Here is a 22,335-nt window from a genome sequence, read left to right on the forward strand (position 1 = left end):
GCGCCGATGGTCGAAGCACCGGTGTGTACCGGAAACGCACCGGAGTCGGCAGGGAACGGGGGCGGGTGTGGGGCAGGCAGGGACGCTGATCCTCATCATGGCGGCGGCGGTCGCGGCGCCGCTGCTCGCGCACGGGGTGGGCCGCTGGGCGCGGATCCCCGTCGTCATCTTCGAGATCGTGCTCGGCATCCTGATCGGGCCGGACGTGCTGGGCTGGGCGCACGGCGGCGAGGTCGTCGACGTGCTGTCCGACCTCGGCCTGTCGATGCTGATCTTCCTGGCCGGCTACGAGATCGAGTTCGCCGCGATCAAGGGCGACACCCTGCGCCGGTCGGTCGCCGCGTGGGTCGTGTCGCTGGCCCTGGGGCTCGCGATCGCGTTGGCCCTCACCGGGCTCGACCTCGCCCGTACGGTCATCATCGGCACCGCCCTGACCAGTACGGCGCTCGGTACGGTGCTGCCGATCCTGCGGGACAGCGGCGATCTGGAGGGCCGGTTCGGCACGGTGATGCTGGCGTTCGGCGCGGTCGGCGAGTTCGGTCCGATCATCGCGATGGCGGTGCTGCTGAGCGGGCGCAGCCCCGGCACGGCCACCGTCGTCCTCGCGGTGTTCGCGGCGATCACCGCGGCCGCCGTGTTCTGGGCGCTGCGCCCGCGCCCGCCCTGGTTCAGCCAGGTGATCCGCACGACGCTGCACACGAGCGGCCAGTTCGCGGTGCGGTTCGTGATGCTGCTGCTCGTGGCGATGCTCGCGCTGTCGCAGGCCTTCGGCCTGGACGTGCTGCTCGGCGCGTTCGCGGCGGGCCTGCTGACCCGGCTGGTGCTGGTGGGGGCGGCGCCGGAGAGCAGCGAGGAGATCCTGGAGAAGGTCGAGGCGATGGGCTTCGGGTTCCTGGTGCCGCTGTTCTTCATCGTGACCGGCATCGAGTTCGACCTGGCCTCGCTGCTCGACGGGGGCCGCCCGCTGATCCTGCTGCCGGTGTTCCTGGTGCTGTTCGTCGTGGTCCGCGGTCTGCCCGCGTACGTCCTGGCCCCGCGCGACCTGAGCCCGCTCAGCCGCCGAGCCCTGACCCTGTACTCGGCGACCTGCCTGCCGCTCGTCGTGGCGATCACCGCGATCGGCGTCGACGACGGGGTGCTGGCGCAGAGCGACGCGGCGGCCCTGGTCGGCGCGGCGATGATCTCCGTCCTGGTCTTCCCGCTGCTCGCGATGCGGCTGCGGGCCCGGGCCCGGGGCACGACGCCGGAGCCGGCGCGCGGGGCGGGGGAGACGGAGACCTGGTGAGCCGGGGGCGTGCGGCCCGTCTCAGCCGGGGCTGCGGGGCAGGTCCCAGACGACCCGCTGCTTGCGCGGGCCGCGCAGCAGGCCCTGTGTCTGGGTGGTGATCGCGGCGAGCGCGTTGATGGTCCAGTGGGCGAGCGGATACAGGGGCAGCAGCAGACAGGCGTAGAGGAGCCGTGGGTCGAGGCGGAGTTCGACGGCGACCGCGATCGCGATCTGGAGCATCGCGACGACGGCGATCCCGACGCCCCACGCGATCATCCAGCGGAACTCGGTGTCGCCCGGGTGCCCGATCCAGTGCACGACGCCCCACACGATCGCGGCCAGCATGGTGAGCACCCAGACGTACGACAGGAGGGCCTCGACGGCGATGGGCCACATGCCGCGGTGCCGGGCGCGGGCGACGGTGCGGCCGTGCGTGCGCAGCACCTCGCCCTGGCCGCGGGCCCAGCGGGTGCGCTGCGCCCAGATGCCGCTGAGGGTCTGCGGGACCTGCATGCCGACGAGGGCGTGCGGGGCCAAGCCGGTGAGGTGCCCGGCCTCCAGGAGCCGCCAGGTCAGCTCGATGTCCTCGGTGGCCATCCGGGGGTCGTAGCCGCCGACGGCGAGGACGGCGTCGCGCCGGAAGAGGCCGAGGACGCCCGCCACGGTGCCGACCCGCCCGGCGAGCGCGTGGGTGCGGCGCATCAGACCGATCAGCGAGGCCGTCTCCAGCATCTGCATGGTGGCGAGGACGCTGCCCCGGTTGGTGACGCGGGGGCTGCCGGCGACGGCGGCGTAGCGCGGGGAGCGCTCGATCCGGGCGACGAGGTGCCGCACGGCGTAGGGGTGCAGGTGGGTGTCGGCGTCGGTGACGAGGACGAGGACGAGGTCGTGGCGGGCGCGGCGCATCCCGTCGTTGAGGCGGTCGGCCTTGCCGAGGTTCACCCCGTCGTCGACGACGGTGACGCGCGGGTCGTCCCCGGCGGCGGCGCGGGCGGCGGCGACGGTGGCGTCCTTGGAGCCGTCGTTGAGGACGAGGATCTCCAGGTCGGGGTAGTCGACGCGGCGCAGGGCCTCGACGCAGCGGGCGATGACCGCTTCCTCGTTGTAGGCGGGGACGAGGACGGTGACGCCGGGCCAGCCGCCCTGCGGCTCGATCGCGTCGGGCCGCTCGTCGAGGAGCCGGAAGGCGACCCCGCCGACCATCCACGCGGCGCCGGTCACGACCGGGTAGAACGCGAGGAACACGAGCAGGACGTCGAGGAAGCTCACGAGGCCTTCCCCTCCTCTCGGCGCCGGGAGGCGCTGCCGAAGGCCAGGGCGATCCCGAAGACGCACCACGAGACCAGGACGGCGAGCAGCAGGTGCCGCAGGATGAACGACTGCCCGAGCAGGACGACCGCGAGGACACCGGCAGCGAGCCAGATCAGCGTGCCGAGGAGGAACGCGAGGACCTTGCGGCGGCCCGGGGCGGGGCGGGCCGGCTCGAACCGGAGGGGCGGGGGCCTGCGGCTGGTGCTCATTCACGGACGGACCTTCTCGTGCGGCTCACGCGTCACGTAGCCGCAACCCTAGGACGCCCAAGGTCAGGTATGCACCTTATGTCTGTCGTTGCTTCCGTCGTTACGGGACGGTCAGACGCAGCGCGTAGGGGCCCTCGAAGGACTTGCCGGCGGGCCATGGTGCAAAGAACTGAATGATGGTTCACTGCTTGTATGGCCTACCGGAAGACACCCGCCGAGCTCGGCCGGCTCGAAGCCGCCCGTGAGCACCTCGTGGCCCGCGCCACCGCCGTCGTCGCCGAGGTCGGCTGGGCGCAGGCCTCCGTGACCGCGGTCGCCGCCGCGGCCGGGATCGCCGCCGGGTCCGTGTACCAGCACTTCCCGTCCAAGGCCGCGCTCGCCGTCGAGGTGTTCCGGCGGGCCGCCGGACGAGAGGTCGAGGTCCTCGGGCAGGTGCTGCACGAGCCCGGCGACCCCGTCGCGCGCCTCGCCCGCGGCGTCGACGTCTTCGCCCGCCGCGCCCTGGAGAACCGGGGCCTGGCCTACGCCCTGCTCGCCGCCCCCGCCGAACCGGCCGTCGGCGCCGAACGCCTCGACTTCCGCCGCCGCTACCGCGCCCTGTACGCCGAGGTCGTCCGGGAGGGCATCGCGGTCGGCCGGCTCCCCGAGCAGAACGCGGAGATCACCGCCGCCGTGCTCACCGGCGCCATCGGCGAGGCCCTCGTCGACCCGCTCGCCGACCCCGACCCGGACGGCACCGAGCAGCTCCTCGCCGACCTCACCGCCGCCGCGCTGCGCTGCGCGGGCGCGCCGACGCCCTGACCCCACCCCGTCTCGTCCCGTCACAGGAGGCACGCACCGTGCAGAGCAAGCCCACCGCCGTGACCCACGAAGTGACCAACCAGGCCCCGCCGTTGACCGGCCACGACGTCGCCGACGACCCGGTCCTCCTGGAGGGCGTGCGCCGCGAGGGCGCCGCCTGGTCCCTCGACGACCTGCACCGCATCGGCCGCCGCGCGGGCAGCGAGGAGGTCCGCCGCTGGGCCGAGGAGGCCAACACGTACGAGCCGGTCCTGCGCACCCACGACCGCTACGGCAACCGCGTCGACGAGGTCGACTTCCACCCCGCCTACCACTCCCTCATGGACGTGGCGATCTCCGAGGGCCTCGGCGGCAGCGCCTGGGCCGACGAACGCCCCGGCGCCCACGTGGCCCGCGCCGCCGGGTTCATGGTCTGGAGCAGCACCGAGGCGGGACACGGCTGCCCGGTCTCCATGACGTACGCCGTCGTCCCCGCCCTGCGCCACGCCCCCGACCTCGCCAAGACGTACGAACCCCTGCTGACCAGCCGCGTATACGAGCCCGGCCTGCGCACCCCCACCGAGAAGGCCGGGCTGCTCGCCGGCATGGGGATGACCGAGAAGCAGGGCGGCACCGACGTGCGCGCCAACACCACGGCCGCCGCCCCGCAGCCCGACGGCACCTGGCGGCTGCGCGGCCACAAGTGGTTCACCAGCGCCCCCATGAACGACCTGTTCCTGGTCCTGGCCCAGGCCCCCGGCGGCCTGTCCTGCTTCCTCGTGCCGCGCGTCCTGCCCGACGGCAGCCGCAACACCTTCCGCATCCAGCGCCTCAAGAACAAGCTCGGCAACCGCTCCAACGCCTCCAGCGAGCCCGAGTTCGACGACACCGTCGCCTGGCTGGTCGGCGCCGAGGGCAAGGGCGTGCGCACCATCATCGACATGGTGACGAGCACCCGCCTCGACTGCGTCCTCGGCTCCGCCTCCGGCACCCGCGCCGCCCTCGCCGAGGCAGCCCACCACGCCCGCCACCGCTCCGTCTTCGGCGCCAAGCTCATCGACCAGCCGCTCATGCGCAACGTGCTGGCCGACCTGTCCGTCGAGTCCGAGGCCGCCACCACCGTCGCCCTGCGCCTCGCGGGCGCCGCCGACCGCGCCCAGCAGGGCGACGACTCCGAGCGCGCCTTCCTGCGCCTCGCCACCGCCATCGCCAAGTACTGGGTCTGCAAGCGCCAGCCCGCCGCTGTCGCCGAAGCCCTCGAATGCCTCGGCGGCAACGGATATGACGAACTGTCAGGCATGCCGCGCCTCTACCGCGACGCCCCCCTCAACGGCATCTGGGAAGGCTCCGGCAACGTCAACGCGCTCGACATGCTCCGCGCCCTCGCCCGCGAACCCGCCTCCCTCGAAGCGTTCCGTACGGAGATCGAGGCGGCGTCCGGCGCCGACGCGCGGCTCGACACCGCCTGGCGCGAGCTCCAGGGCGAGCTGACGCTCACCGAGGACGCCCCGCTGCGCGCCCGCCGCGTCATCGAACGCGCCGCGCTCGTCCTGCAGGGCTCGCTCCTGGTCCGGCACGCGCCGGCCGCCGTCGCCGACACGTTCTGCGCGACCCGGCTGGCCGGCGACCGCGGGCAGGCCTTCGGCACGCTGCCGCCGGGTTCGGACTTCGCGGCGCTCCTCGACCGTCTTCCCGCAGGTCTCTGACCTGGCGGAAAGTGGGCGGGTCAGTCGTCGGCGCTGTCGACGGCGGCCTTCGCGTCCACCACCCCGAGCCCGAGCTTCTGCACATGGTCCGGGTTCTTCGCCGTGTCCCGGACGATCCGCATGATGTCGTCCGGGTTCTTGCCCTCGCGGTGCAGCAGCGCGGCGACGGCCGCCACGTACGGGGCGGCCATGGACGTACCGTCCAGCGCCCCGTACCCGGAGTCGTTCACGTCCCCGTTCTTCTTCGTCGTCAGTTCCACCCCGTACGTCGGCAGCGTCGACATGATGCCGACGCCGGGCGCCGAGACGGCGTTCTGCGCACCGAAGTTGGAGAACTCGGCCGGCTGCCCGTTCCGATCGCTCGCCCCGACCACCAGCACCGGGGTCTGCACCTTGTACGGCTGGGTCGCGGCGCCGTCGTTCCCGGCGGCGGCCACGACGACCGCGCCCTTGTCGTGGGCGTGCTGGATCGCGGCGTTCAGGATGCCGCCCTGGAGGAGGTTCGACATCAACGGGCCTTCGCCGAGGGAGAGGTTGATGACGTCGGCGCCGTGGTCGGCGGCCCAGACGATGCCCCGGGTGATGTTCCCGTTGCTGCCGGTGCCGTCGTCGCCGAGCACGCGCACGGGCATGATCTTCGCGGCGGGGGCGCCGCCCGCGACGCCGATGCCGTTGTCGGTGTGGGCCGCCGCGATGCCCGCGACGTGGGTGCCGTGCCCGAAGCCGTCCTGCGGCTTCTTGTCACCGTCCACGAAGTCGTATCCGTCGACGAGGCGGCCCTTCAGATCCGGGTGGTCCAGATCGACGCCGCTGTCGACCACGGCGATCACCGTGTCGTCGCCCTCCGCGTCCTTCCACGCGTCCGGCAGCCGCAGCGTGTCCAGCGCCCACTGCTGCCCGCGCAGCGGATCCGCCTTCTTCTCGTCGTCGTCCCCGCAGCCGGTGGCGAGCCCGCCGACCATGGCCCCTACGACGATCCCGACGCAGATCCTCCGGACGGCAGCACGGGTCATCGGGGCCTCTTCTCGATCGGGGGTGCGCTTTGTTTCGGGCTCTTCTTCGGGCTGCTTCCAGGGGACGGCGGGGCCGCTCCGGGGGCGACACGGGTTGGTCGGGACGGGTGACCGTTTCGTCGCCGGGTGCGGATGCGTCGTGGCTGGTCGCGCCCACGCGGCGGAGCCGCAAAGAGACACAGCCCCGCGCCCCTAATGAGGCTGCGCCTCATCGGGGAAATGCGACCCGAAGGGTCTGCATTTCAGGGGCGCGGGGAACTGCGCGAGAAGCCCCACCGGCCCGCACCCGGCGATGAGACGATCACCCCGCAGACGCGCTCCCCCGGGCGAACCCGGTCCCGCCCCGCGATACTCCGAGACATGGGCGCCCCGCACCTGATCACTCGCCTCAAGACACTCCAGGCCAGAGCCGAGCGCCGCGCCCCCGTCATCACCGAGGTGATCGCCCGCCTGGTCACGGGCCGACTCCTCGACTCGGCGACCCGACTGGCGGCCCAGGCCTTCCTCGCCTCCGTCCTCCTGTTCGCGATCGCCGCCTTCGCCCCGCACAGCGTCGGCACCCAGCTCCAGGACTCCGTCCGCACGATGTTCGGCCTCTCCGGAGCCACCGCCGACGAACTCGCCCGGGTCGTCAACTCCGACGCGGACGACGAGATCCGCGACACCAGCGGAGCGATCGGTCTCGTCGTCGCCCTCGCCTCCGCGACGAGCTTCAGCCGCGCCATGGTCCGGGTCTGCGAACGCGCCTGGGGCCTGCCGAAGGCCTCGACCCGCATCACCGCCTGGCGCTGGGTGGTGTGGCTGCTCGCCCTCGTCCTGTTCGTCTTCCTCCAGGGCCCGATCCGCGAGGGCTTCGGCGCCGGCGGCCTCCTCGGCGTCCCCCTGTTCTTCCTTCTCAGCACCGGCGTCTGGCTGTGGACCCAGCACCTCCTGCTGGCCGGCCGCCTGCCCTGGCTGCCGCTGCTCCCCGGCGCGGTCCTGGCCGGCGCCGCCACGACCGCGCTCAGCCTCGGCGCCCGCGTCTACCTGCCCGTCGCCCTGAACCGCGCCCTCGGCGAGTACGGCGCCTTCGGCCTGGTCCTGGCGATGCTGTCCTGGCTGATCGTGCTGTGCGCGGCCGTCACGTTCGCGCTGACGATCGGCGCGGTACTGGCCCAGGCCCCGCCCCTGGACCGCTGGGTGAACCGACCGGCGCCCCGTACGTGACCCTCGTTCGGCCCACCGCCACGTGCACGCGCCACCGGCCCGGACTTGGATGACGGCAAGAGGTCCGGCCCGGTGGGCGGCCGGGGGCGAACGACGAGGGGGCCCGCATGACGGCAGCCGAGGACACCGCCGCGCCCCGCGGCGACGGCCCGCCCGCGTCCCCCGCCCGGCTCCTGCTGACCCCTGCCTACCTTCGCCTGCTCCTCCTCTCCGTCCTCCTCGGCGTCCCGATCGCCCTCGCCGCGTTCTTCTTCGTGAGCCTTCAGCACTGGCTCCAGCACGAGATCTGGACCGCGCTCCCCGACGCCGTCGGCTACGCGGAAGCCCCCTGGTGGTGGCCGCTGCCCGCACTCGCGCTCGCCGGCCTGATCCTCGCCCCGATCGTCACCCGCTTCCCGGGCGGCGGCGGCCACCTCCCCGCCGACGGACTCGGCGCGGGCGACCCCATCGGCCCCCGCGAACTCCCCGGCGTCGTCCTCGCCGCCCTCACCGTCCTGCCCCTCGGCGGCGTCCTCGGCCCCGAGGCACCGCTGATGGCCGTGGGCAGCGCCCTCGCCCTGCTCGCCGTACGCCGGATCAAGGGCGCCCAGAACCCGCAGGCGCTCGGCGTCGTCGCGACCGCCGGTTCCACCGCCGCGATCTCCACGATCCTCGGCGGCCCCATCGTCGCCGCGATCCTGCTCCTGGAGGCCGCCGGGCTCGGCGGTGCCCAACTCGTCGTCCTCCTGCTGCCCTGCCTCGCCGCGAGCGCGTCCGGCGCGCTCGTCTTCACCGGGTTCGGCCAGTGGACCGGCCTGACCATCGGCGGCCTGTCCCTGCCCAGCGTCCCGCCGAACGCCAACCCCGACGCCGCCGACTTCCTCTGGGGCATCCCCCTCGCCGTCCTCATCGCCGCCGCCATCACCCTGGCCCGCCGCCTCGGCCACGGCACCGGCCACTGGACCGCCCGCTCCCACACGGCGACCCGTACGGTGGCCTGCGCTCTGGCGGTCGGCGTCTGCCTCTCCGCGTACGCCCTGATCACCGGGCGTTCGCCCGAGGAGGCCGCGCTCTCCGGGCAGGCCATGCTCGGCGAACTCGCCGCGCACCCCGGCGCCTGGTCGGTGGGCGCCCTGTTCGCCCTCGTCGCCTGCAAGGGCCTCGCCTGGGCCATCAGCCTCGGCGGCCTGCGCGGCGGCCCGATCTTCCCCGCCCTGCTCATCGGCGCGGCGGCGGCCGTGGCCTGCGCCGCGCTCCCCGGCCTCGGCCCGACCCCGGCGCTCGCCCTCGGCATGACCGCCGCGGGCACCGCCGTCATGGGCCTGCCCCTGTGCAGCACCGTCCTGAGCGTCCTCCTCCTCGGCAAGGACGCCCACGACCAGATGCCCCTGATCGTCATCACGGCCGTCACCGCCCACCTGACGGTCACCTTCCTGAACCAGAAAACGGCTCGCCCCCGCACCCCCCGGACCGACTAGGGTGTCTCTCTTCGGCCCGGGCCAGCGCCCCCGCCGGAGTCCCCGGAAGGCCGCCCTCACATGGACACGGACCCGACCACCCCTCTCACCCTCACCCGCCGCCGTCTCGACGAGGCCCTGCACACCCTCGCCGTCACCTTCCGCGGCATGACCGCGATCCCCGAAGAGGCGAACTGCACCTGCCACTGGGGCAGCGAGGAGGAGCAGGCCCTCCTCAAGGTCCCCGACATCGAGCTGGACCCGGACCTCCTGCACCGCACCTGGCAGGCCATCGACTGGACCGACCACGGCGCGGTACTGCGCCGCATACTCCCCCAGTTCGCAAGGGAGTTGGCCGCGGGCCGCATCGACCGCGAGACCGTCTACGGACTCGCCGAAGCCGGCGGCTCCATGGCCCGAGGTCGCTGGCAGCAGTGGCCCGCCCAACAGGCAGCGGCAGTACGGGACTTCCTCGACGCCTGGTGGACCCACACCCTCACCGACCCGGCCCCGCCCGCCCCCGCCCACGACGTCCTGTCCGTCTGCGCCGAGGCCTCCGGCACCCTGGACCCCTACCTGGCCACCTGGGCCCGCACCACGGGCCCCGTCAGCGACGCGCACCTGATCCTCGCGGCCACGGAATGGGAGTACGACCTCCTCGGCGACGACCTCCCCTGGCAGGGCAACTGGTACGACACCGACCGCGACGCCCTCCGCACGACCCTGGCCACCTGGCTCCTGACCGAGGCGTCCCCCCGCCTCGCATCGGCACACGCCCCCGACGAACTACGCCGCCGCATCAACCTCCTGGCCCTCCACGACGAACCCCGCTGGACCCACCCGGACTGGCCGGGCCACCGCTACTGATCCGGGGCCCGACCCCGGACCGACTCCCCGCGCTGTCAGACCCGTACGCCATGATCGATGCAAGGGCCGACGGGGCGGCGTGGCGCGGTGAGACGGGGGGACGACATGACGGCGGACGACGAACTGCTGAGTGCACGGGACGATTTCAGGGCACTGGACGACTTCCAGCTGGGGGTCGCGCTCGACGGCCTCGTACGCGGCAGCGGGTACTGGTGCGGCACCGGCGGGGAGCGACTGGCACCCATCGAGCGGGCCGGGCGATATCTGGCCGGCACCTGGCAGCCGGCCGCGTCCGGCGAGGGACCCGGGATCGCGGGCGAGGGGTCCTGGATCCGCTTCATCGGCCGGATCGGCGCCGTCGCACTGCGCGCCGCCGCGGAGCCCATGCGGGACGACCGGCGCCTCCGGCTGCTGGCGCTCCTCGAGATCTGGGCCGACAGCCCCTTCGCCGACCCGGCGGCCCGCCTGCGCACGGGCGTGGTGCGGCTGGAGAAGGGCGCGCCCCCGGCCGTTCGCGACGACCGGGGCGCGGCCGTCGTGGCCGGTTGGCGGGCCGACCGGCTGCGGACCTTCGTCGACCTGCGGACGGGTCAGGCGCCGCCGCCCGAGCTGGGGACGATCACCGAGGTGAGCGACGTACCGGCCGGCGGCTGGGGCAGCGCCGAGCAGGTCCGCCGGCTGGTGCGGCTCGTCCGGGAGCGCGGCCCGGTGCCGTGGGACCTCGACGCCGTCACCCTGCTGCGGAACGGCACCGGTATCAGCCGCGCGGCGGCCACGTTCGCGCTGGCGGGGATGCTCGAAGGCGGCCGGCTCACCGACTTCGACGCCGCCCGGCGCACCTCCCTGCGGCTCAAGGTGAACGAGATCGAGGACGGCGCCCGCGAGCCCCACCGGGCCGGCCCGCCGGGCCGGCTCGACCTGGCCGCGGACGTCCTGCCCGACGACCCCGCCGAGCTGTGGGAGCCGCAGGGCACGCACGCGGTGGCGGAGCGGCTCGCGCATGCGTGGCGGGAGCGCTACGGCCGGCGGACCGTCGTCCCCGGGCGCACCTTCGAGAAGGTCCTCGACCTGCACACCCCCCGGCTGTCCGCGTCCCGCTTCTGCGCGGCGTTCACCGACCACGCCGACATCCGCGGCCTCGGCACCGACCTGGACACCTACATCCGCAACAGCGAGTACCAGCCGTTCCCGACCACGGGGGAGGAGGGGGAGCTGTTCGACTTCCGGGACACCCTGTGCACGGTCGTCCCGCACCTCTTCCACGTCTACGCCGAACTGCCCGCCGGCGACCCGGTCCGCTCGGGAGCCCCCGGCCTCGTCCGCGCCCTGCGCGAGCGCCTGAACCACCCCCGGCTGCTCCTCGACGCCGGGATCCTCAGCGCCACGCAGGGCCGCCGGGCGGCCGACGTCCGCGACCGCTTCGGCCCGCACGCCTACACCGAGGGCCCGGAGCCGCTCAGCGAGGAGAGCTTCGACGACGGCCTGACCGTGGTCGTGGACGGCGTCGCCGAGCGCAGAGGCGACCGCATGCAGCCCTCGCTGTACTTCCGCCCGGCGTTCCTGGGCGCCGACGAGCGCACCCAGGTCCTGAACTCGGCCCGCGTGCACCACCGTTACGCCGAAGAGCTCCCGTACGTGGAGTGGCTGCGCGACGAGGTCTGCGCCCGCCTCATGGACCGCATCGAGCACGCCCCGCTCCCGCCCGGCGCGTACGAGTCGAATCCGGCCTGCTCCGCCCCCGCCCTGCTGACCGAGGTGGCCGGTGCCCTGGAAGTGGACGAGGACGCGGCGGCCCTCTACCTCCAGCTCCTGACCCTGGCCGCCCCCACGGACCGCAACATCTGTACCTGGAACGCCTGGAAGCCCGCCCGCCACCAGAAGGCGGCCGCCACCCTCGTCGAACGTGGCCTGGTCACCGAGGACAAGCGAGCCCGCGCCGGCCGCGGCGTCTTCCTCCCGGGCGAATGGATCCCCGCGGCCAAGCCCTACCACCCCATGGAGGCATGGAAGGCCCGACTCCTCGGCGTGGACCGCTCCTGCACCGGCTGCCTGGACAACCCCGTCCCCCTGCCCACCCGCACCCTCCCCGAACTCTTCGCGCACGCCTGGCAGTTGACATCGACCGGCCGCGGCCCCACGACCTAGCCGGCCCCCGTCCGGATCACGGCGGGCCGGAGCCCCCACGGCCGACCGCGGGCCCGCGACGTGAGAGCGCGGGTCCGCGGCCGGTGTTCCTCAGTCGTTCAGCCAGTCCGTGGGAATCGCGGTCTCGCCCGTCAGAAGCCGGACGTCGCCTCCGTCCGTGGCGTCGGCGACGTAGACGCCGCGGGTGGCGTCGACGTCGTTCACGGCCGAGAACGCGATCCGGGTGCCGTCGGGGGAGAAGACCGGGCCCTGGACGCCGCTGAGGGCGGTCGTCCAGGTGCTCTGCAGCTCCGTCGTGGCGCCGGTCGCCACGTCGACGGTGGTCAGGCCGTTCTCGGTGACGTAGGCGATGCGCCGCCCGTCGGGGGACCAGTCGACGGGCGCGGACGACGCGTTGCGGGCCGTGCTGATCTGACGCGCCTCCCGGGTGGCGAGGTCCATGACCCAGACGTCCCTGCCGTACTCCCGGCCGTCGGGCGTCTCGTAGCTGCTGGTCCGCACGAAGGCGACGCTCTTGCCGTCCGGCGAGAACGTGCCCGCGCCGCCCGCCGTCGTCAGCACCTCCTGCCCCGAGCCGTCGCTCCTGATCCACTCCATGCCGCGCGGGCTGGAGTAGACGATCCGCTTGCCGTCGGGGGACCAGTCGGGGTGTCCGACGTACGGGGCCTCGTTCGTCTCGGGCGCGATGCCCGGGACCAGCACGCGCCGGTCGCTGCCGTCGTTGCCGGCGAGCACCAGGTTCCGGGCGTACATGCAGCCCTCGGGCTGCGGGATGCAGGTGGCGTCACGCTGGACGTACGCCACGGTGGAGCCCTTTGGGGACAGGACGCCCTGGTCGGCGTCCTGCGCGAGGGTCCGGGTGACGTCTCCGGTCACCGGGTCGAGCGTGACCAGTGCGGGAGAGCCCGAGGCGTAGCCGGTGGCGGTGATCGGAGCCGCCGCCGCCTCCTGCCCCGCCACGGCGGTCCCTGCTGTCGGCAGACCCGCGGCGACGACGACACCCACGGTCAACACGACGCGTTTGAGAAGCACTTGAGCCCTTCTGGGGCAGCCGGTGTCTCCGGCCCCCGCTACGAGAGCGAAAAGCGATCAAGGAATGTCACAGGGGCTCGGTCACGTCCCGGCCGGCCGTACGCCGCAGACCCCCGCCCTCCGCCAGCACCCCGCCCACCACCAGAGCCACCGCGAGCGCCGTGACGATCGTGATCAGCTTCATCAGGTCCTGGAAGCCCGCGATGACGTGGCCGCCCGCCAGTGTCGTCAGACCCCGCATACCGAGCGAACCGACGGTCAGCGTGAAGAAGCCCGGCAGGAGCAGGATCAGCCGGGGCGGACGGCCCGGACGGCGCGCGATCAGCGTGGCCGCCGCGGCCAGCACCACCGCGGCGACGAACGTCCCGCCCGTCTCCCCGACCAGCTTCGTGAACGCCGACTGCACACCCACGGTGAGGTACACGAGCAGCAGCAGCGGCACGAAGAAACGCACCGGGATCGCGAACGCCAGCAGCGTTCCCGCCGTGAACACGATCCACGCCAGGAACAGCGCCCACCGGGGCAGATCCGCGTCCGCGGCCACGTCGAACAGGGCGCGGGTGTCGGTGCCGGTGACGACGACGCCGAGCAGCACCCCGAGATACAGCTGGACCAGCAGGAACACGGAGTAGACGAGCCGGATCGCACCCGTCGTGATCAGGCCCGCCGACAACTCGGCGGTGGCCGCGCTCAGATAGTCGCCGGGCACGAAGTAGAACAGCGCCGGAGGCATCAGCAGCACCGGACCGCCACGCGCCGGATCGTCCGCGAACACCTCGATCGTGACGACGGACACGACGACCGACACCACCAGCGGCAGGATCCGCTCCAGCACCGGCACCCGCTCCGCCGCCACCGCGAGCCCCGCGGCCAGCGCGCCCAGCACGGCCGTGGCGCCGATCTCGTACCAGGTCGGCTGCATCAGCGGCGCGAACCCCAGCGAGAACAGCACGATCCCGAGGAACTTCAGCCACCACGGGTACGGGGCCGGCGCCGCCACGATCGCCGCCAGCCGGCGATCCGCCGCCGCGAGCCCGATCCGGCCACTCCGCACCTCGTCGAGCAGCGGCTGCAACGCGGCGACCTGATCGAGCCGGAACACCTCGGGGACACCGTGCACGGTGACGGCCCGGGTCCCGCCGTCCGCCGCGGTCACCGCCAGCGCCGCCGCCTCCGGCACCAGCAGCAGCGACGCGGAACCCCCGAACGTGCGGGCACTGTCCGCGACCGCCCGCTCGACCAGGTGCGCGCCCTCACCGGAGGTACGCAGCAGCAGCCCCGTCAGCCGGGACAGAAACACGACCAATTCATCGAGCCCCGCCGGATCGCTGGTCCCCGCCGGGGCGCCAGGCTCCGTCGGACCGTCGAGCCCCGCCGCACCACCGGGACCGGGGCCGGCACCGGGGCCCCTGCCCCCATCCCGCTCCGCCCCCGCGGCCTCGCGTCGCTCCACGCCCCGGGACCGGCCCCGCCCCGCGCGGCCCCGGTCGACCGGCCCCCGGAGCAAGCCCCACCCACCCCACCCCACCTCACCCGAACGGCCCACTCGTCTCGCGCCCGGGCGTGAGCCCACCGAGGCTGACCCCGACCTCGTCGGCAGCTCCCAGGAGGGCCTGATGGCATCGATGGACGTTCCGGCGGACGTTCCGCAACAAGCCGCCCGGACGGAGGTGAGCACGGCCGCCCGGCCGACCCTGTCCTGGGTGACCCTGGCCCTCATGACGACCGCGTCGGTGGCCAGCCTGCGGGCCGCGCCCACGATGGCCGTCTACGGCCTGGCCTGCGTCTTCCTCTACCTCGTCCCGGCGATCGTGTTCCTGCTGCCGACCGCTCTGGTCTCGGCCGAACTCGCCTCCGGCTGGTCGGGCGGCGTCTACCGGTGGGTGAGTGAGGGACTGTCCAAGCCGCTCGGATTCCTCGCCGTGTGGTGCCAGTTCGCGATGACGATCTTCTACTACCCGAGCCTGCTCGCCTTCGTCGCGAGCACCATCGCGTACGTCATCGACCCGTCCCTCGCCTCCAACGGCCTCTACACGGCCATCGTCATCATGGTCCTGTACTGGACCGGCGTCTGGGTGTCCTCGCGCGGCACCAAAGCCCTGGCCGGACTGTCCAGTTGGGGCCTGATCATCGGAACGCTCATCCCGGGCACCGTCCTCGTGGTCCTCGGCATGGTCTTCCTCGGCCAGGGCAACGCCTCCGCCGCCCCCATGACCGGCGACCACCTCCTGCCGGCGTGGACCGGCCTCGCGAGCCTGGTCCTCATCGTCAACAACTTCCTCTCCTACTCCGGCATGGAGATGAACGCGGTCCACGTCTCCTCGCTGAAGAACCCGGCGAAGGAGTACCCGAAGTCGATGTTCCTGGCGATGGGCCTCGTCCTGCTGATCTTCATCCTGCCCGCGCTGGCCATCAGCTGGGTCGTCCCCGCCGACCAACTCAGCCTCACCGCAGGCGTGATGCAGGCCTTCGACGCCTTCTTCTCCCACTTCCACATCGGCTGGATGACCCCGATCGCCGCCGTGATGCTGATCTCCGCGGCCCTCGGCGGCATGCTGACCTGGCTCGCCGGCCCCTCCAAGGGCCTCCTGGAGATCTCCCGCAGCGAGGGCTACCTGCCGCCGTTCCTGCAGAAGCTCAACAAGTTCGGCGTCCAGCAGAACATCCTCGTCACCCAGGGCGTCGTCACCACCGTCATCGCCCTGCTCTACGCGCTGATCCCGAACGTCTCCAACGTGTACTGGATCTTCTCGACGATCACCACGCAGGTGTACCTCATCGTCTACCTGCTGATGTTCGTCGCCGCGGTGCGCCTGCGGAAGACCCAGCCCGACCACCCGCGCGGCTACCGCGTCCCCGCCCTCGGCCTCCTGTGCACCGTCGGCCTGCTCGCCTCCCTCGCCGCACTCGCCATCGGCTTCGTACCGCCCTCGCAGTTCGGCAGCGGCAGCGTCTGGTCGTACGTCCTGCTCATCGGCTCCGGCCTGATCATCCTCGGCCTGCTCATCCCGTGGGCGTTCCTCAAGTTCCGCAAACCCGGCTGGCGCACCGAGGCCGCCGAGGAAGGCGGCACGTCATGAGCCCCACCCGCTTCGCCTCCGAACACAAGTGGATCTACATCGGCGCCATCGTCCTCCTGATCGTCCTCGCCATCATCGGCGTCATCCAGTACGAGAGCGTGAAGACCGGCAACGAGGCCGCGAAGAAGGCCAACCAGCTCGCCGACGCCGCCGAGGAGGCCGGCTACCCGCGCCCCGACACCGGGACGATCCAGCGCGCCCTCGGCACCGACGGCGGCACCGTCTGCGAGAACCCCGCCGGCGCCCTCAAATCGGCCCTGTGGAAGATCAACGTCTCCAACGGTGCCGCCTTCGTCGGCCAGCGCCCGATCATCGGAGACGCCCGCGCCCTGCGCGCCGAGGCCGAGATCCTGAAGATCTACTGCCCCGACAAACTCGACACGTTCAAGGACAAGCTCGACGACCTGAAGACCGACGACACGGTGAGGCGAGACGCATGACCGAACTGGCCGCACGCATCGCGGCGTTGATGCCGCGCGCGAAACAGGACCTGACCGACCTCGTCGCCGTCCCCTCGGTCGCCGACCCCCGCCAGTACCCGCCCGAGGAATGCCACAAGGCCGCCCGCTGGGTCGCCGACGCCTTCGCCGAGGCCGGCCTGCGCGACGTGCACCTCGTCGAGACCGCCGACGGCAGCCACGCCGTCATCGGCCACCGCCCGCCCCCGCCCGGCGCGCCCACCGTCCTGCTCTACTGCCACTACGACGTCCAGCCGCCGCTCGACGACGCCGCCTGGACCACCCCGCCCTTCACCCTGACCGAACGCGACGGCCGCTGGTACGGGCGCGGCACCGCGGACTGCAAGGGCAACATCGTCATGCACCTCACCGCGCTCAGGGCGCTCGGCGACGACATCCCCGTAGGCCTGAAATTCGTCGCGGAGGGCTCGGAGGAGCAGGGCACGGGCGGCCTGGAGGCGTACGTCACCGAGCACCCGGAGGAGTTCCTCGCCGACGCCCTGCTGGTGTGCGACACCGGCAACGCGGAGGTCGGCACGGGCACCGCGACGATCACCCTGCGCGGCCTCGCCAACCTCGTCGTCACCCTCGACACCCTCGAGGGCGAGATCCACTCGGGCATGTTCGGCGGCCCCGCCCCCGACGCGCTCGCCGCCCTGATCCAGACCCTCTCGACCCTGCGCGACCCCGCCACGGGCGCCACCCGGATCGACGGCCTGGACTGCGAGGGCACGTGGGACGGCGTCGGCTACGACGAGGCGACCTTCCGCCGCGACGCCGGCGTCCTGGACGGCGTCCACCTCACCGGCACCGGCACGGTCGCCGACCGCCTGTGGGCCCGGCCCGCCGTCACCGTCCTCGGCATCGACTGCCCGCCCGTCGTCGGCTCCGCGGCCGCCGTCCCGGCCACCGCCCGCGCCCGCGTCAGCCTCCGCGTCCCGCCGGACATGGACGCCGGCACCGCCCGCGAGGCCCTCACCAAACACCTCACCGAGGCAGCCCCCTGGGGCGCCCGCGTCACCGTCGAGACAGAAAGCACCGGCTCCCCCTTCCGCGCCGCCACCGACGGCCCCGCCTACACGGCCCTCGGCGAAGCCATGAGCCAGGTCTACGGCAAACCCCTCGCCTTCCTCGGCCAGGGCGGCTCCATCCCCCTGTGCAACGTCTTCGCGTCGGCCTACCCCCGCGCCGAGATCATCCTCATGGGAGTGGAGGAACCCCGCTGCCTCATCCACGCCCCGAACGAGAGCGTCGACCCGACGGAGATCGAGCACATGGCCCACGTGGAGGCCCTGTTCCTGAAGGAGTTCGCGACCCGCGCCACCCCGTGAAAAACGAACCGTGAAGACGATCCGTGCAAACGAACCGTGAAAAACAAAAACCCCCGAGTCGACGACTCGGGGGTCGGATGGAGCGGGTGACGAGAATCGAACTCGCACTCTCAGCTTGGGAAGCTGGGGGGATCTGGGGCTGATACGGCCGCTGACCTGCGTGAATGGCTCGTCTGGGGCCTTGCTGGGCTGAACTGCGTTCACCGTGGTTCCCCGCCGTTCCCCGGCCGATCTGGTGCGACTGTGGTGCAGGGGGAGCGTTGTAGCGCGCCACTTACTCGCCGGAGCCTGTCGGAGCCTCGCACCGTTCTTTGTGCTGCTGTGGAGGCAGGTAGGTTCCGTTGGTCAAGGCGGGCAGCTCAGCTCCTGCCAGCTTCATGATCAACCCTGCTTGAAGTCGCGCCTTCACTTCAGGATCGGCAACATCCGCCAGCAGCAGGATCGCTTGCTCAGTCGACCGCTCGGTCCGCATGTCGTCACGCAGCGCATCGGTTTGGTCTGACATGTGACGTAGAGCGATATCGGCGCGACGGTGGAACAACTGGCCGATGAGCGCGATGACAGCACCAACGGAACTGGTGACGATTCCGAGGTACAGGTCGCCCGTCGTCTCAGAACGCCAGACTGCAAGCGCGATTCCGAAGAGCAGGATCAGGGTGCCCAGGCCGGCGAACCGCTGGCTGGTGTAGAAACTGCTCCGCGCTTGGGTGAGGCCGTAGGCGTAGTAGTCAATGAGCAGTTCAGCGAATCGATCATCATCGATCCGCTGTAGCGCGGCGCGGACGTCGGCCAGTTGACCATCCTCCGGGCGACTCGCTGAATCGGAGGCGGCGCCGTTGTGGATGATGTGTAGGTCACCACCGACTCGCAACTCCCGGGCAGACAGTTGCTCTCGTAGACGCTCGCGCTCTTCTTTCAGGTCCTCGTCAAAATCCTTAGGAAACCGCCGTAACCTCAAGAAGGCTGCGACCCCCGCAAGACCTGTCGCGACCCCAGTGATCACGTTCATCCAGATATCAGTCGTCATGCTCGTCCCTCGCACTGAGCCGTCCTGGACACTGACCAGGATCATCCCGCAAGCCCTTGTGCTGTCGGTCCCCTTCCCAAAGACTCAGTTCGCTCGTCGATGCAGAGTGTTGCCCCGCTATCGACCGATCGGAATCTCGTAGACGATCTCGCAGAGCGCGGCGGGTACGACGATGTCCGCCGTCTCCACGGGCCGCCCCTGATCGCTGTAGTACGTCCGTCGGATGTGCGTGACGAGCGCGGCCTTCTGAATGCCCAGAAGCGACGCCTCCTCGGCGCTCGCCTGCCTCGGCTCCGGCTGCTCCACGGCGTGGCTGATGGTGATCCCGATGGCGGCCATGCGGTTCACGACGCCCGCCCCAGAGTGTGGGCCGCCCTCGGGGAGGACGACCAGGGTTCCGGCGGTGAGGTCGTACGGCTCCCAGCTCGTCGATAGCTGCACGGGCCTGCCGTCTGCCAGGAATTCGTACACGGTGCGGACGCACAGGTCGCCCTCGGTGATGCCCAGTCGCTCCGCGATCTCGGCGGGTGCCGGCACCTTGGCCTCGGTGCGGCTCTCCCAGTCACCCTGCTTGCCCACAGCTCGCATGTCCGTGCGGAACGGGGAACCGTCAGGCTGCTCGCGCGCCGACGAGCGGACCACGCGTACACGCTGACGGGGCGCGGCTACATAGGTCCCGGAACCGGCGCGACCTTCCAATACGCCCTGGGAGATCAGCAGTTCCTGCGCTCGGCGCACCACATTCTCGCCGACGCCACACTCCTCGGCGATCTGGGCGCGCGAAGGGAGCCGGTCCCCCGGCGTCCACTCATGCTCCGCGATCCGACGTCGGAGCACGTCAGCGATGCGGAGATACGGCGGCTGCTCAGGCATATAGAAAATCTAGTCCACTAGCTCTAATCTAGTTAACTAGCTTAACCGAGAGTGATTTCCGAGTGACGGGGGCGGAGCTGTGTCTGCTGCTTCGGATGCGCGCGCCGAAGACATCGCCGCTCGGCTGACCGCCCTCGGACTCACTCCAAGGCTGCAGCGACACCGGCACCTCACGTCGATCGAAGCGGAGGTACCGGAGTCCCTCCCCGCTGAGTCATGGCGGGAGGCCCTGGAAGCAGTGGCGGGGGCCGATCGCTTCGGACTCCTGGCCAACAGCCTTAGCGGCCGCACCTTATGGGCCGCCGTACGTAGAGAGACCCCCGCGACGAGTGAGGTCCGGGGGTCCGGCCGTCAGCGATAGGAGCTGGTCAGCGTGTTCAACCGTATTCGCCATACCGTCTGCCCCACCACCGCATGGTGTGCCCCGTATGACTGGGGTCCCTGCCCTCCGCTGATCGAAGCGTCACCGATTGCGCTTTCCGATCGCCCTGTGTGCGGACAGTTCGTGTCTGCGGGGGCTCTCTGATGCCGCCCTGCCAGCCGCCTGGCATCACGAGGGGCGCGACCGTTCCCTACCGGTCGAGTGCGTGTTGCATCGGCACCCACCGTGCGTGTCTGCAGTCCTCTCCGACCGCTTCGACGTCAGACGTCCCTCTGATCTATGAGTCGTGCGGTTGTGGGTGCCATTCCGCGGTCGGCGAGGGCAGCCCGCAGGAGGTGACTCAGTGAGGGGGTGGGTGCCGAGCGGCGTGATGGCCGCTCCAGTCGAGATCACCGTGGACAGCGTGCAGCGGGGCGACGTCATCGATGTCGGCGGTAGTCCGCACCGCGTAGTCGATCTCTTCCGGCTTCCCGGAGGAGCCAAGCGCATTCGGTTCGAGTCCGGCGAACTCCTGACCATGCACGCGCGAACGCGGCTCATCGCCCTACGAGTCTTGAGAAGGCGGTGAGTGCGCCCGTGCCTTCCCGTCGCCAAGCCATCGCCGACGACATCCGGAATCAGATCGCGACCGGCCGACTCAAGCCCGGCGAACGCCTTCCTTCCGAGTCGAGCCTCGCCTCGCGGTACATGGTCAGCACGCCGACGTTGCGGAGTGCCCTCACGCTCCTCCAGAGCGAAGGCCTCGTGGAGAAGGTCCACGGCAAGGGGAACTTCGTTCGTCGCGCATCCAGCCGGATCACGTATGTGGGTGGAGGCCGAATCCTGGGCGAGAGCAACGCAGTTGACCCGTCACTGCACGTCAGCGTTCGCACCACCCGCCTCCAGGCGCAAGGGCACCTGATCGCCCTGCTGGAGGTACCGGCAAACAGCCGGCTCACTCAGTACCTCTGCGTCCGCAACGAGGGGGAGTCGCCGCACAGCCTCGCTCGCATCTACGTGCCGTGCGATCTACCGCAAGCTGGCCGGCTCTGTGAGTCGAGTTCGCGCGCGGGCTTCGACGAGACGCTGACGGTTCTCCACCCGCAACTGGCCGAAATCCGGGAGCGCCTCACTGCCCGCCCGCCCACCCTCGAGGAAGCGGAGATCCTCCGGATCAGTCCCAACCTGGCCGTCCTCGCCATCACGCGCGTAGCCGTCGACGGCACGGGCCGTGTGGTCGAGGCGGCCCAGCTGGTGTTCCCCGGCCATCGCACGGACGCGTATTTCATCACCCACCCCGTGACCCTAAAGAAGAGGAGGGAAGGATGACGTCTCCCATCGAACTGCGTCTTCTTCCGTGGTCGGGCCCCGAGGGCAAACCTTGCTACTTGAGCTCCGACGACGCCGATAGCTACCTGTCGCGCCTGGCGGACAACACCGAAGCCATCCAACTCGGTATGGCCGCGGAACTCCTGGAACAGGCAGCGGAACTGCTGGCGGAAGAGAAGGTGGCGCCGAGCGACATGCGGCTCCTGGCGGTGGACCTCGCTGGAGGCCTGAGGACGGCACTCAGGGTGGCAACGAGCCGAGGCCAGCGCCTGTCGCAACCAGATCCCAACGGCCGCGAACACGGAGGCGAAGGCCCTAGGTTGCCGGCGGCGGCGTTCAGCTAGCAAGGCAGAGATTCGATGGCGGAGGGGCCCGGAAGTCGACCGGGCCCCTCCGCGACTGCGTGACCACCGCACTAGGAGTTCGATCACTGCTCGGCCCTGCCGGGTGACCACCCAGCCACGCCGTTCATGCTGCACCACCTAGGAGTGCTGGCGTCCCGCGCCGTTGATGTCAGTCGTAGATGTCAGAACTGCGCAACCGTGCGTCGCACCCTGGCACTATGACTCCGTGGCTGACCTGGAGCGCATCGCGGAGATCGTGGCGTACTACCGAGCACTCGACGAGCGCGCCACCCTACGGCACTACTTCCGCCACGAGGACGAGGAGGGTGGCCGCTGGTACATCGAAGCGGTCTCCGACCGTGGCGAGTTGATCGTCCTCAAGCAAGCCGAGCTGACTTCGGCCGGCCAGCTCCACCGGTATAGCTGGGAGCACCTGGATGACGAGCGCGGTGGCCTGACAGGCCAAGCGATCGATCCGGAAGAGGACCCCCTGGAAGCCATCCCAGCCGAAGAGTTTCAACGGGTCTGGAACCGGTGAGTGGGCTGGGCATCTGCCTTGT

At 71.5% G+C, this 22,335-nt stretch carries 20 protein-coding genes; 13 read left to right on the forward strand and 7 right to left on the reverse strand.

The window, feature by feature from the left end:
* Positions 1–67: 67 nt before the first annotated feature.
* Positions 68–1,285 carry a cation:proton antiporter gene (locus ACZ4E1_RS11210; RefSeq protein ID WP_467538013.1) on the forward strand — a complete coding sequence of 406 codons (1,218 nt, stop codon included), beginning with the start codon at positions 68–70 and terminating at the stop codon, positions 1,283–1,285.
* Positions 1,286–1,306: 21 nt separating this feature from the next.
* Here the strand turns inward: ACZ4E1_RS11210 and ACZ4E1_RS11215 are convergent, their stop codons facing one another.
* Together ACZ4E1_RS11215 and ACZ4E1_RS11220 are read right to left on the reverse strand one after the other, a co-directional pair.
* Positions 1,307–2,536, reverse strand: a complete 1,230-nt coding sequence (locus ACZ4E1_RS11215; RefSeq protein ID WP_467538015.1) for a glycosyltransferase — start codon at positions 2,534–2,536, stop codon at positions 1,307–1,309.
* Positions 2,533–2,787, reverse strand: coding sequence for a hypothetical protein (locus tag ACZ4E1_RS11220; RefSeq protein WP_467538017.1), 255 nt, complete (start codon positions 2,785–2,787; stop codon positions 2,533–2,535). The genes ACZ4E1_RS11215 and ACZ4E1_RS11220 overlap by 4 nt, the downstream gene beginning before the upstream one ends.
* Before the next feature lie 192 nt (positions 2,788–2,979).
* On the opposite strand from ACZ4E1_RS11220, the gene ACZ4E1_RS11225 reads away from it, so the two are divergent.
* Together ACZ4E1_RS11225 and ACZ4E1_RS11230 are read left to right on the forward strand one after the other, a co-directional pair.
* Entirely contained in the window at positions 2,980–3,588 is a 609-nt protein-coding gene (locus ACZ4E1_RS11225) for a TetR/AcrR family transcriptional regulator (protein WP_467538019.1), read from the forward strand.
* Between the two features lie 38 nt (positions 3,589–3,626).
* Entirely contained in the window at positions 3,627–5,273 is a 1,647-nt protein-coding gene (locus tag ACZ4E1_RS11230) for an acyl-CoA dehydrogenase family protein (RefSeq protein ID WP_467538021.1), read from the forward strand.
* 20 nt (positions 5,274–5,293) lie between these two features.
* Here the strand turns inward: ACZ4E1_RS11230 and ACZ4E1_RS11235 are convergent, their stop codons facing one another.
* Positions 5,294–6,286: a S8 family serine peptidase gene (locus ACZ4E1_RS11235; RefSeq protein WP_467538022.1), complete on the reverse strand. Its 993-nt coding sequence runs from the start codon at positions 6,284–6,286 to the stop codon at positions 5,294–5,296.
* A 360-nt stretch (positions 6,287–6,646) separates the two neighbouring features.
* Here ACZ4E1_RS11235 and ACZ4E1_RS11240 point away from each other — a divergent pair, with 360 nt between their 5' ends.
* The 4 genes from ACZ4E1_RS11240 (at position 6,647) to ACZ4E1_RS11255 (ending at position 11,940) form a co-directional block, all read left to right on the forward strand.
* Entirely contained in the window at positions 6,647–7,492 is an 846-nt protein-coding gene (locus tag ACZ4E1_RS11240; protein ID WP_467538025.1) for a YhjD/YihY/BrkB family envelope integrity protein, read from the forward strand.
* 107 nt (positions 7,493–7,599) lie between these two features.
* The gene (locus tag ACZ4E1_RS11245; RefSeq protein WP_467538027.1) at positions 7,600–8,949 is read left to right on the forward strand and encodes a chloride channel protein; all 1,350 of its coding nucleotides are present in this window, start codon (positions 7,600–7,602) and stop codon (positions 8,947–8,949) included.
* Positions 8,950–9,009: 60 nt separating this feature from the next.
* On the forward strand, positions 9,010–9,795 hold the full coding sequence (locus tag ACZ4E1_RS11250) for a hypothetical protein (protein ID WP_467538029.1): 786 nt from the start codon (positions 9,010–9,012) through the stop codon (positions 9,793–9,795).
* Between the two features lie 105 nt (positions 9,796–9,900).
* Positions 9,901–11,940, forward strand: a complete 2,040-nt coding sequence (locus ACZ4E1_RS11255; RefSeq protein ID WP_467538030.1) for a hypothetical protein — start codon at positions 9,901–9,903, stop codon at positions 11,938–11,940.
* A gap of 90 nt (positions 11,941–12,030) precedes the next feature.
* On the opposite strand, the gene ACZ4E1_RS11260 is transcribed toward ACZ4E1_RS11255, so the two are convergent.
* A complete protein-coding gene (locus tag ACZ4E1_RS11260) occupies positions 12,031–12,972 on the reverse strand; it encodes a DPP IV N-terminal domain-containing protein (RefSeq protein WP_467538032.1) in 942 nt (313 codons plus the stop codon).
* A 67-nt stretch (positions 12,973–13,039) separates the two neighbouring features.
* Entirely contained in the window at positions 13,040–14,272 is a 1,233-nt protein-coding gene (locus ACZ4E1_RS11265; protein WP_467538035.1) for a threonine/serine exporter family protein, read from the reverse strand.
* Between the two features lie 316 nt (positions 14,273–14,588).
* Here ACZ4E1_RS11265 and ACZ4E1_RS11270 point away from each other — a divergent pair, with 316 nt between their 5' ends.
* From ACZ4E1_RS11270 to ACZ4E1_RS11280, 3 genes are read left to right on the forward strand one after another with little or no spacing between them, the layout of a single operon-like run.
* Positions 14,589–16,052 carry an APC family permease gene (locus ACZ4E1_RS11270; RefSeq protein WP_467538037.1) on the forward strand — a complete coding sequence of 488 codons (1,464 nt, stop codon included), beginning with the start codon at positions 14,589–14,591 and terminating at the stop codon, positions 16,050–16,052.
* Positions 16,049–16,492, forward strand: coding sequence for a hypothetical protein (locus ACZ4E1_RS11275; protein WP_467538040.1), 444 nt, complete (start codon positions 16,049–16,051; stop codon positions 16,490–16,492). The genes ACZ4E1_RS11270 and ACZ4E1_RS11275 overlap by 4 nt, the downstream gene beginning before the upstream one ends.
* Complete coding sequence (locus ACZ4E1_RS11280) at positions 16,489–17,841, forward strand: M20/M25/M40 family metallo-hydrolase (protein WP_467538041.1); 1,353 nt, start codon at positions 16,489–16,491, stop codon at positions 17,839–17,841. Before ACZ4E1_RS11275 ends, ACZ4E1_RS11280 begins: the two co-directional genes overlap by 4 nt.
* A 274-nt stretch (positions 17,842–18,115) precedes the next feature.
* On the opposite strand, the gene ACZ4E1_RS11285 is transcribed toward ACZ4E1_RS11280, so the two are convergent.
* Positions 18,116–18,868 (reverse strand): TRADD-N-associated membrane domain-containing protein, encoded by a 753-nt coding sequence (locus ACZ4E1_RS11285; protein WP_467538043.1) that lies wholly within the window; start codon positions 18,866–18,868, stop codon positions 18,116–18,118.
* A 117-nt stretch (positions 18,869–18,985) separates the two neighbouring features.
* Complete coding sequence (locus ACZ4E1_RS11290) at positions 18,986–19,741, reverse strand: GntR family transcriptional regulator (protein WP_467538045.1); 756 nt, start codon at positions 19,739–19,741, stop codon at positions 18,986–18,988.
* A gap of 946 nt (positions 19,742–20,687) precedes the next feature.
* On the opposite strand from ACZ4E1_RS11290, the gene ACZ4E1_RS11295 reads away from it, so the two are divergent.
* The 3 genes from ACZ4E1_RS11295 to ACZ4E1_RS11305 all read left to right on the forward strand — a co-directional run bounded on the left by ACZ4E1_RS11295 (position 20,688) and on the right by ACZ4E1_RS11305 (position 22,313).
* Positions 20,688–21,431, forward strand: a complete 744-nt coding sequence (locus tag ACZ4E1_RS11295; protein ID WP_467538046.1) for a GntR family transcriptional regulator — start codon at positions 20,688–20,690, stop codon at positions 21,429–21,431.
* Entirely contained in the window at positions 21,428–21,775 is a 348-nt protein-coding gene (locus tag ACZ4E1_RS11300) for a hypothetical protein (protein WP_467538048.1), read from the forward strand. Before ACZ4E1_RS11295 ends, ACZ4E1_RS11300 begins: the two co-directional genes overlap by 4 nt.
* Before the next feature lie 226 nt (positions 21,776–22,001).
* Positions 22,002–22,313 carry a hypothetical protein gene (locus ACZ4E1_RS11305; RefSeq protein ID WP_467538050.1) on the forward strand — a complete coding sequence of 104 codons (312 nt, stop codon included), beginning with the start codon at positions 22,002–22,004 and terminating at the stop codon, positions 22,311–22,313.
* Positions 22,314–22,335 lie beyond the last annotated feature (22 nt).

The sequence above is a fragment of the Streptomyces sp. NPDC025806 genome, assembly GCF_055558275.1.

What these genes read in the sequence shown, in the direction of transcription:
- ACZ4E1_RS11245 (WP_467538027.1), top strand. Translation starts at nt 7,600, where the DNA reads ATGACGGCAGCCGAGGACACCGCCGCGCCCCGCGGCGACGGCCCGCCC.
- ACZ4E1_RS11290 (WP_467538045.1), bottom strand. Translation starts at nt 19,741, where the DNA reads ATGCCTGAGCAGCCGCCGTATCTCCGCATCGCTGACGTGCTCCGACGT.
- ACZ4E1_RS11300 (WP_467538048.1), top strand. Translation starts at nt 21,428, where the DNA reads ATGACGTCTCCCATCGAACTGCGTCTTCTTCCGTGGTCGGGCCCCGAG.
- ACZ4E1_RS11235 (WP_467538022.1), bottom strand. Translation starts at nt 6,286, where the DNA reads ATGACCCGTGCTGCCGTCCGGAGGATCTGCGTCGGGATCGTCGTAGGG.
- ACZ4E1_RS11240 (WP_467538025.1), top strand. Translation starts at nt 6,647, where the DNA reads ATGGGCGCCCCGCACCTGATCACTCGCCTCAAGACACTCCAGGCCAGA.
- ACZ4E1_RS11270 (WP_467538037.1), top strand. Translation starts at nt 14,589, where the DNA reads ATGGCATCGATGGACGTTCCGGCGGACGTTCCGCAACAAGCCGCCCGG.
- ACZ4E1_RS11275 (WP_467538040.1), top strand. Translation starts at nt 16,049, where the DNA reads ATGAGCCCCACCCGCTTCGCCTCCGAACACAAGTGGATCTACATCGGC.
- ACZ4E1_RS11285 (WP_467538043.1), bottom strand. Translation starts at nt 18,868, where the DNA reads ATGACGACTGATATCTGGATGAACGTGATCACTGGGGTCGCGACAGGT.
- ACZ4E1_RS11220 (WP_467538017.1), bottom strand. Translation starts at nt 2,787, where the DNA reads ATGAGCACCAGCCGCAGGCCCCCGCCCCTCCGGTTCGAGCCGGCCCGC.
- ACZ4E1_RS11225 (WP_467538019.1), top strand. Translation starts at nt 2,980, where the DNA reads ATGGCCTACCGGAAGACACCCGCCGAGCTCGGCCGGCTCGAAGCCGCC.
- ACZ4E1_RS11255 (WP_467538030.1), top strand. Translation starts at nt 9,901, where the DNA reads ATGACGGCGGACGACGAACTGCTGAGTGCACGGGACGATTTCAGGGCA.
- ACZ4E1_RS11280 (WP_467538041.1), top strand. Translation starts at nt 16,489, where the DNA reads ATGACCGAACTGGCCGCACGCATCGCGGCGTTGATGCCGCGCGCGAAA.
- ACZ4E1_RS11250 (WP_467538029.1), top strand. Translation starts at nt 9,010, where the DNA reads ATGGACACGGACCCGACCACCCCTCTCACCCTCACCCGCCGCCGTCTC.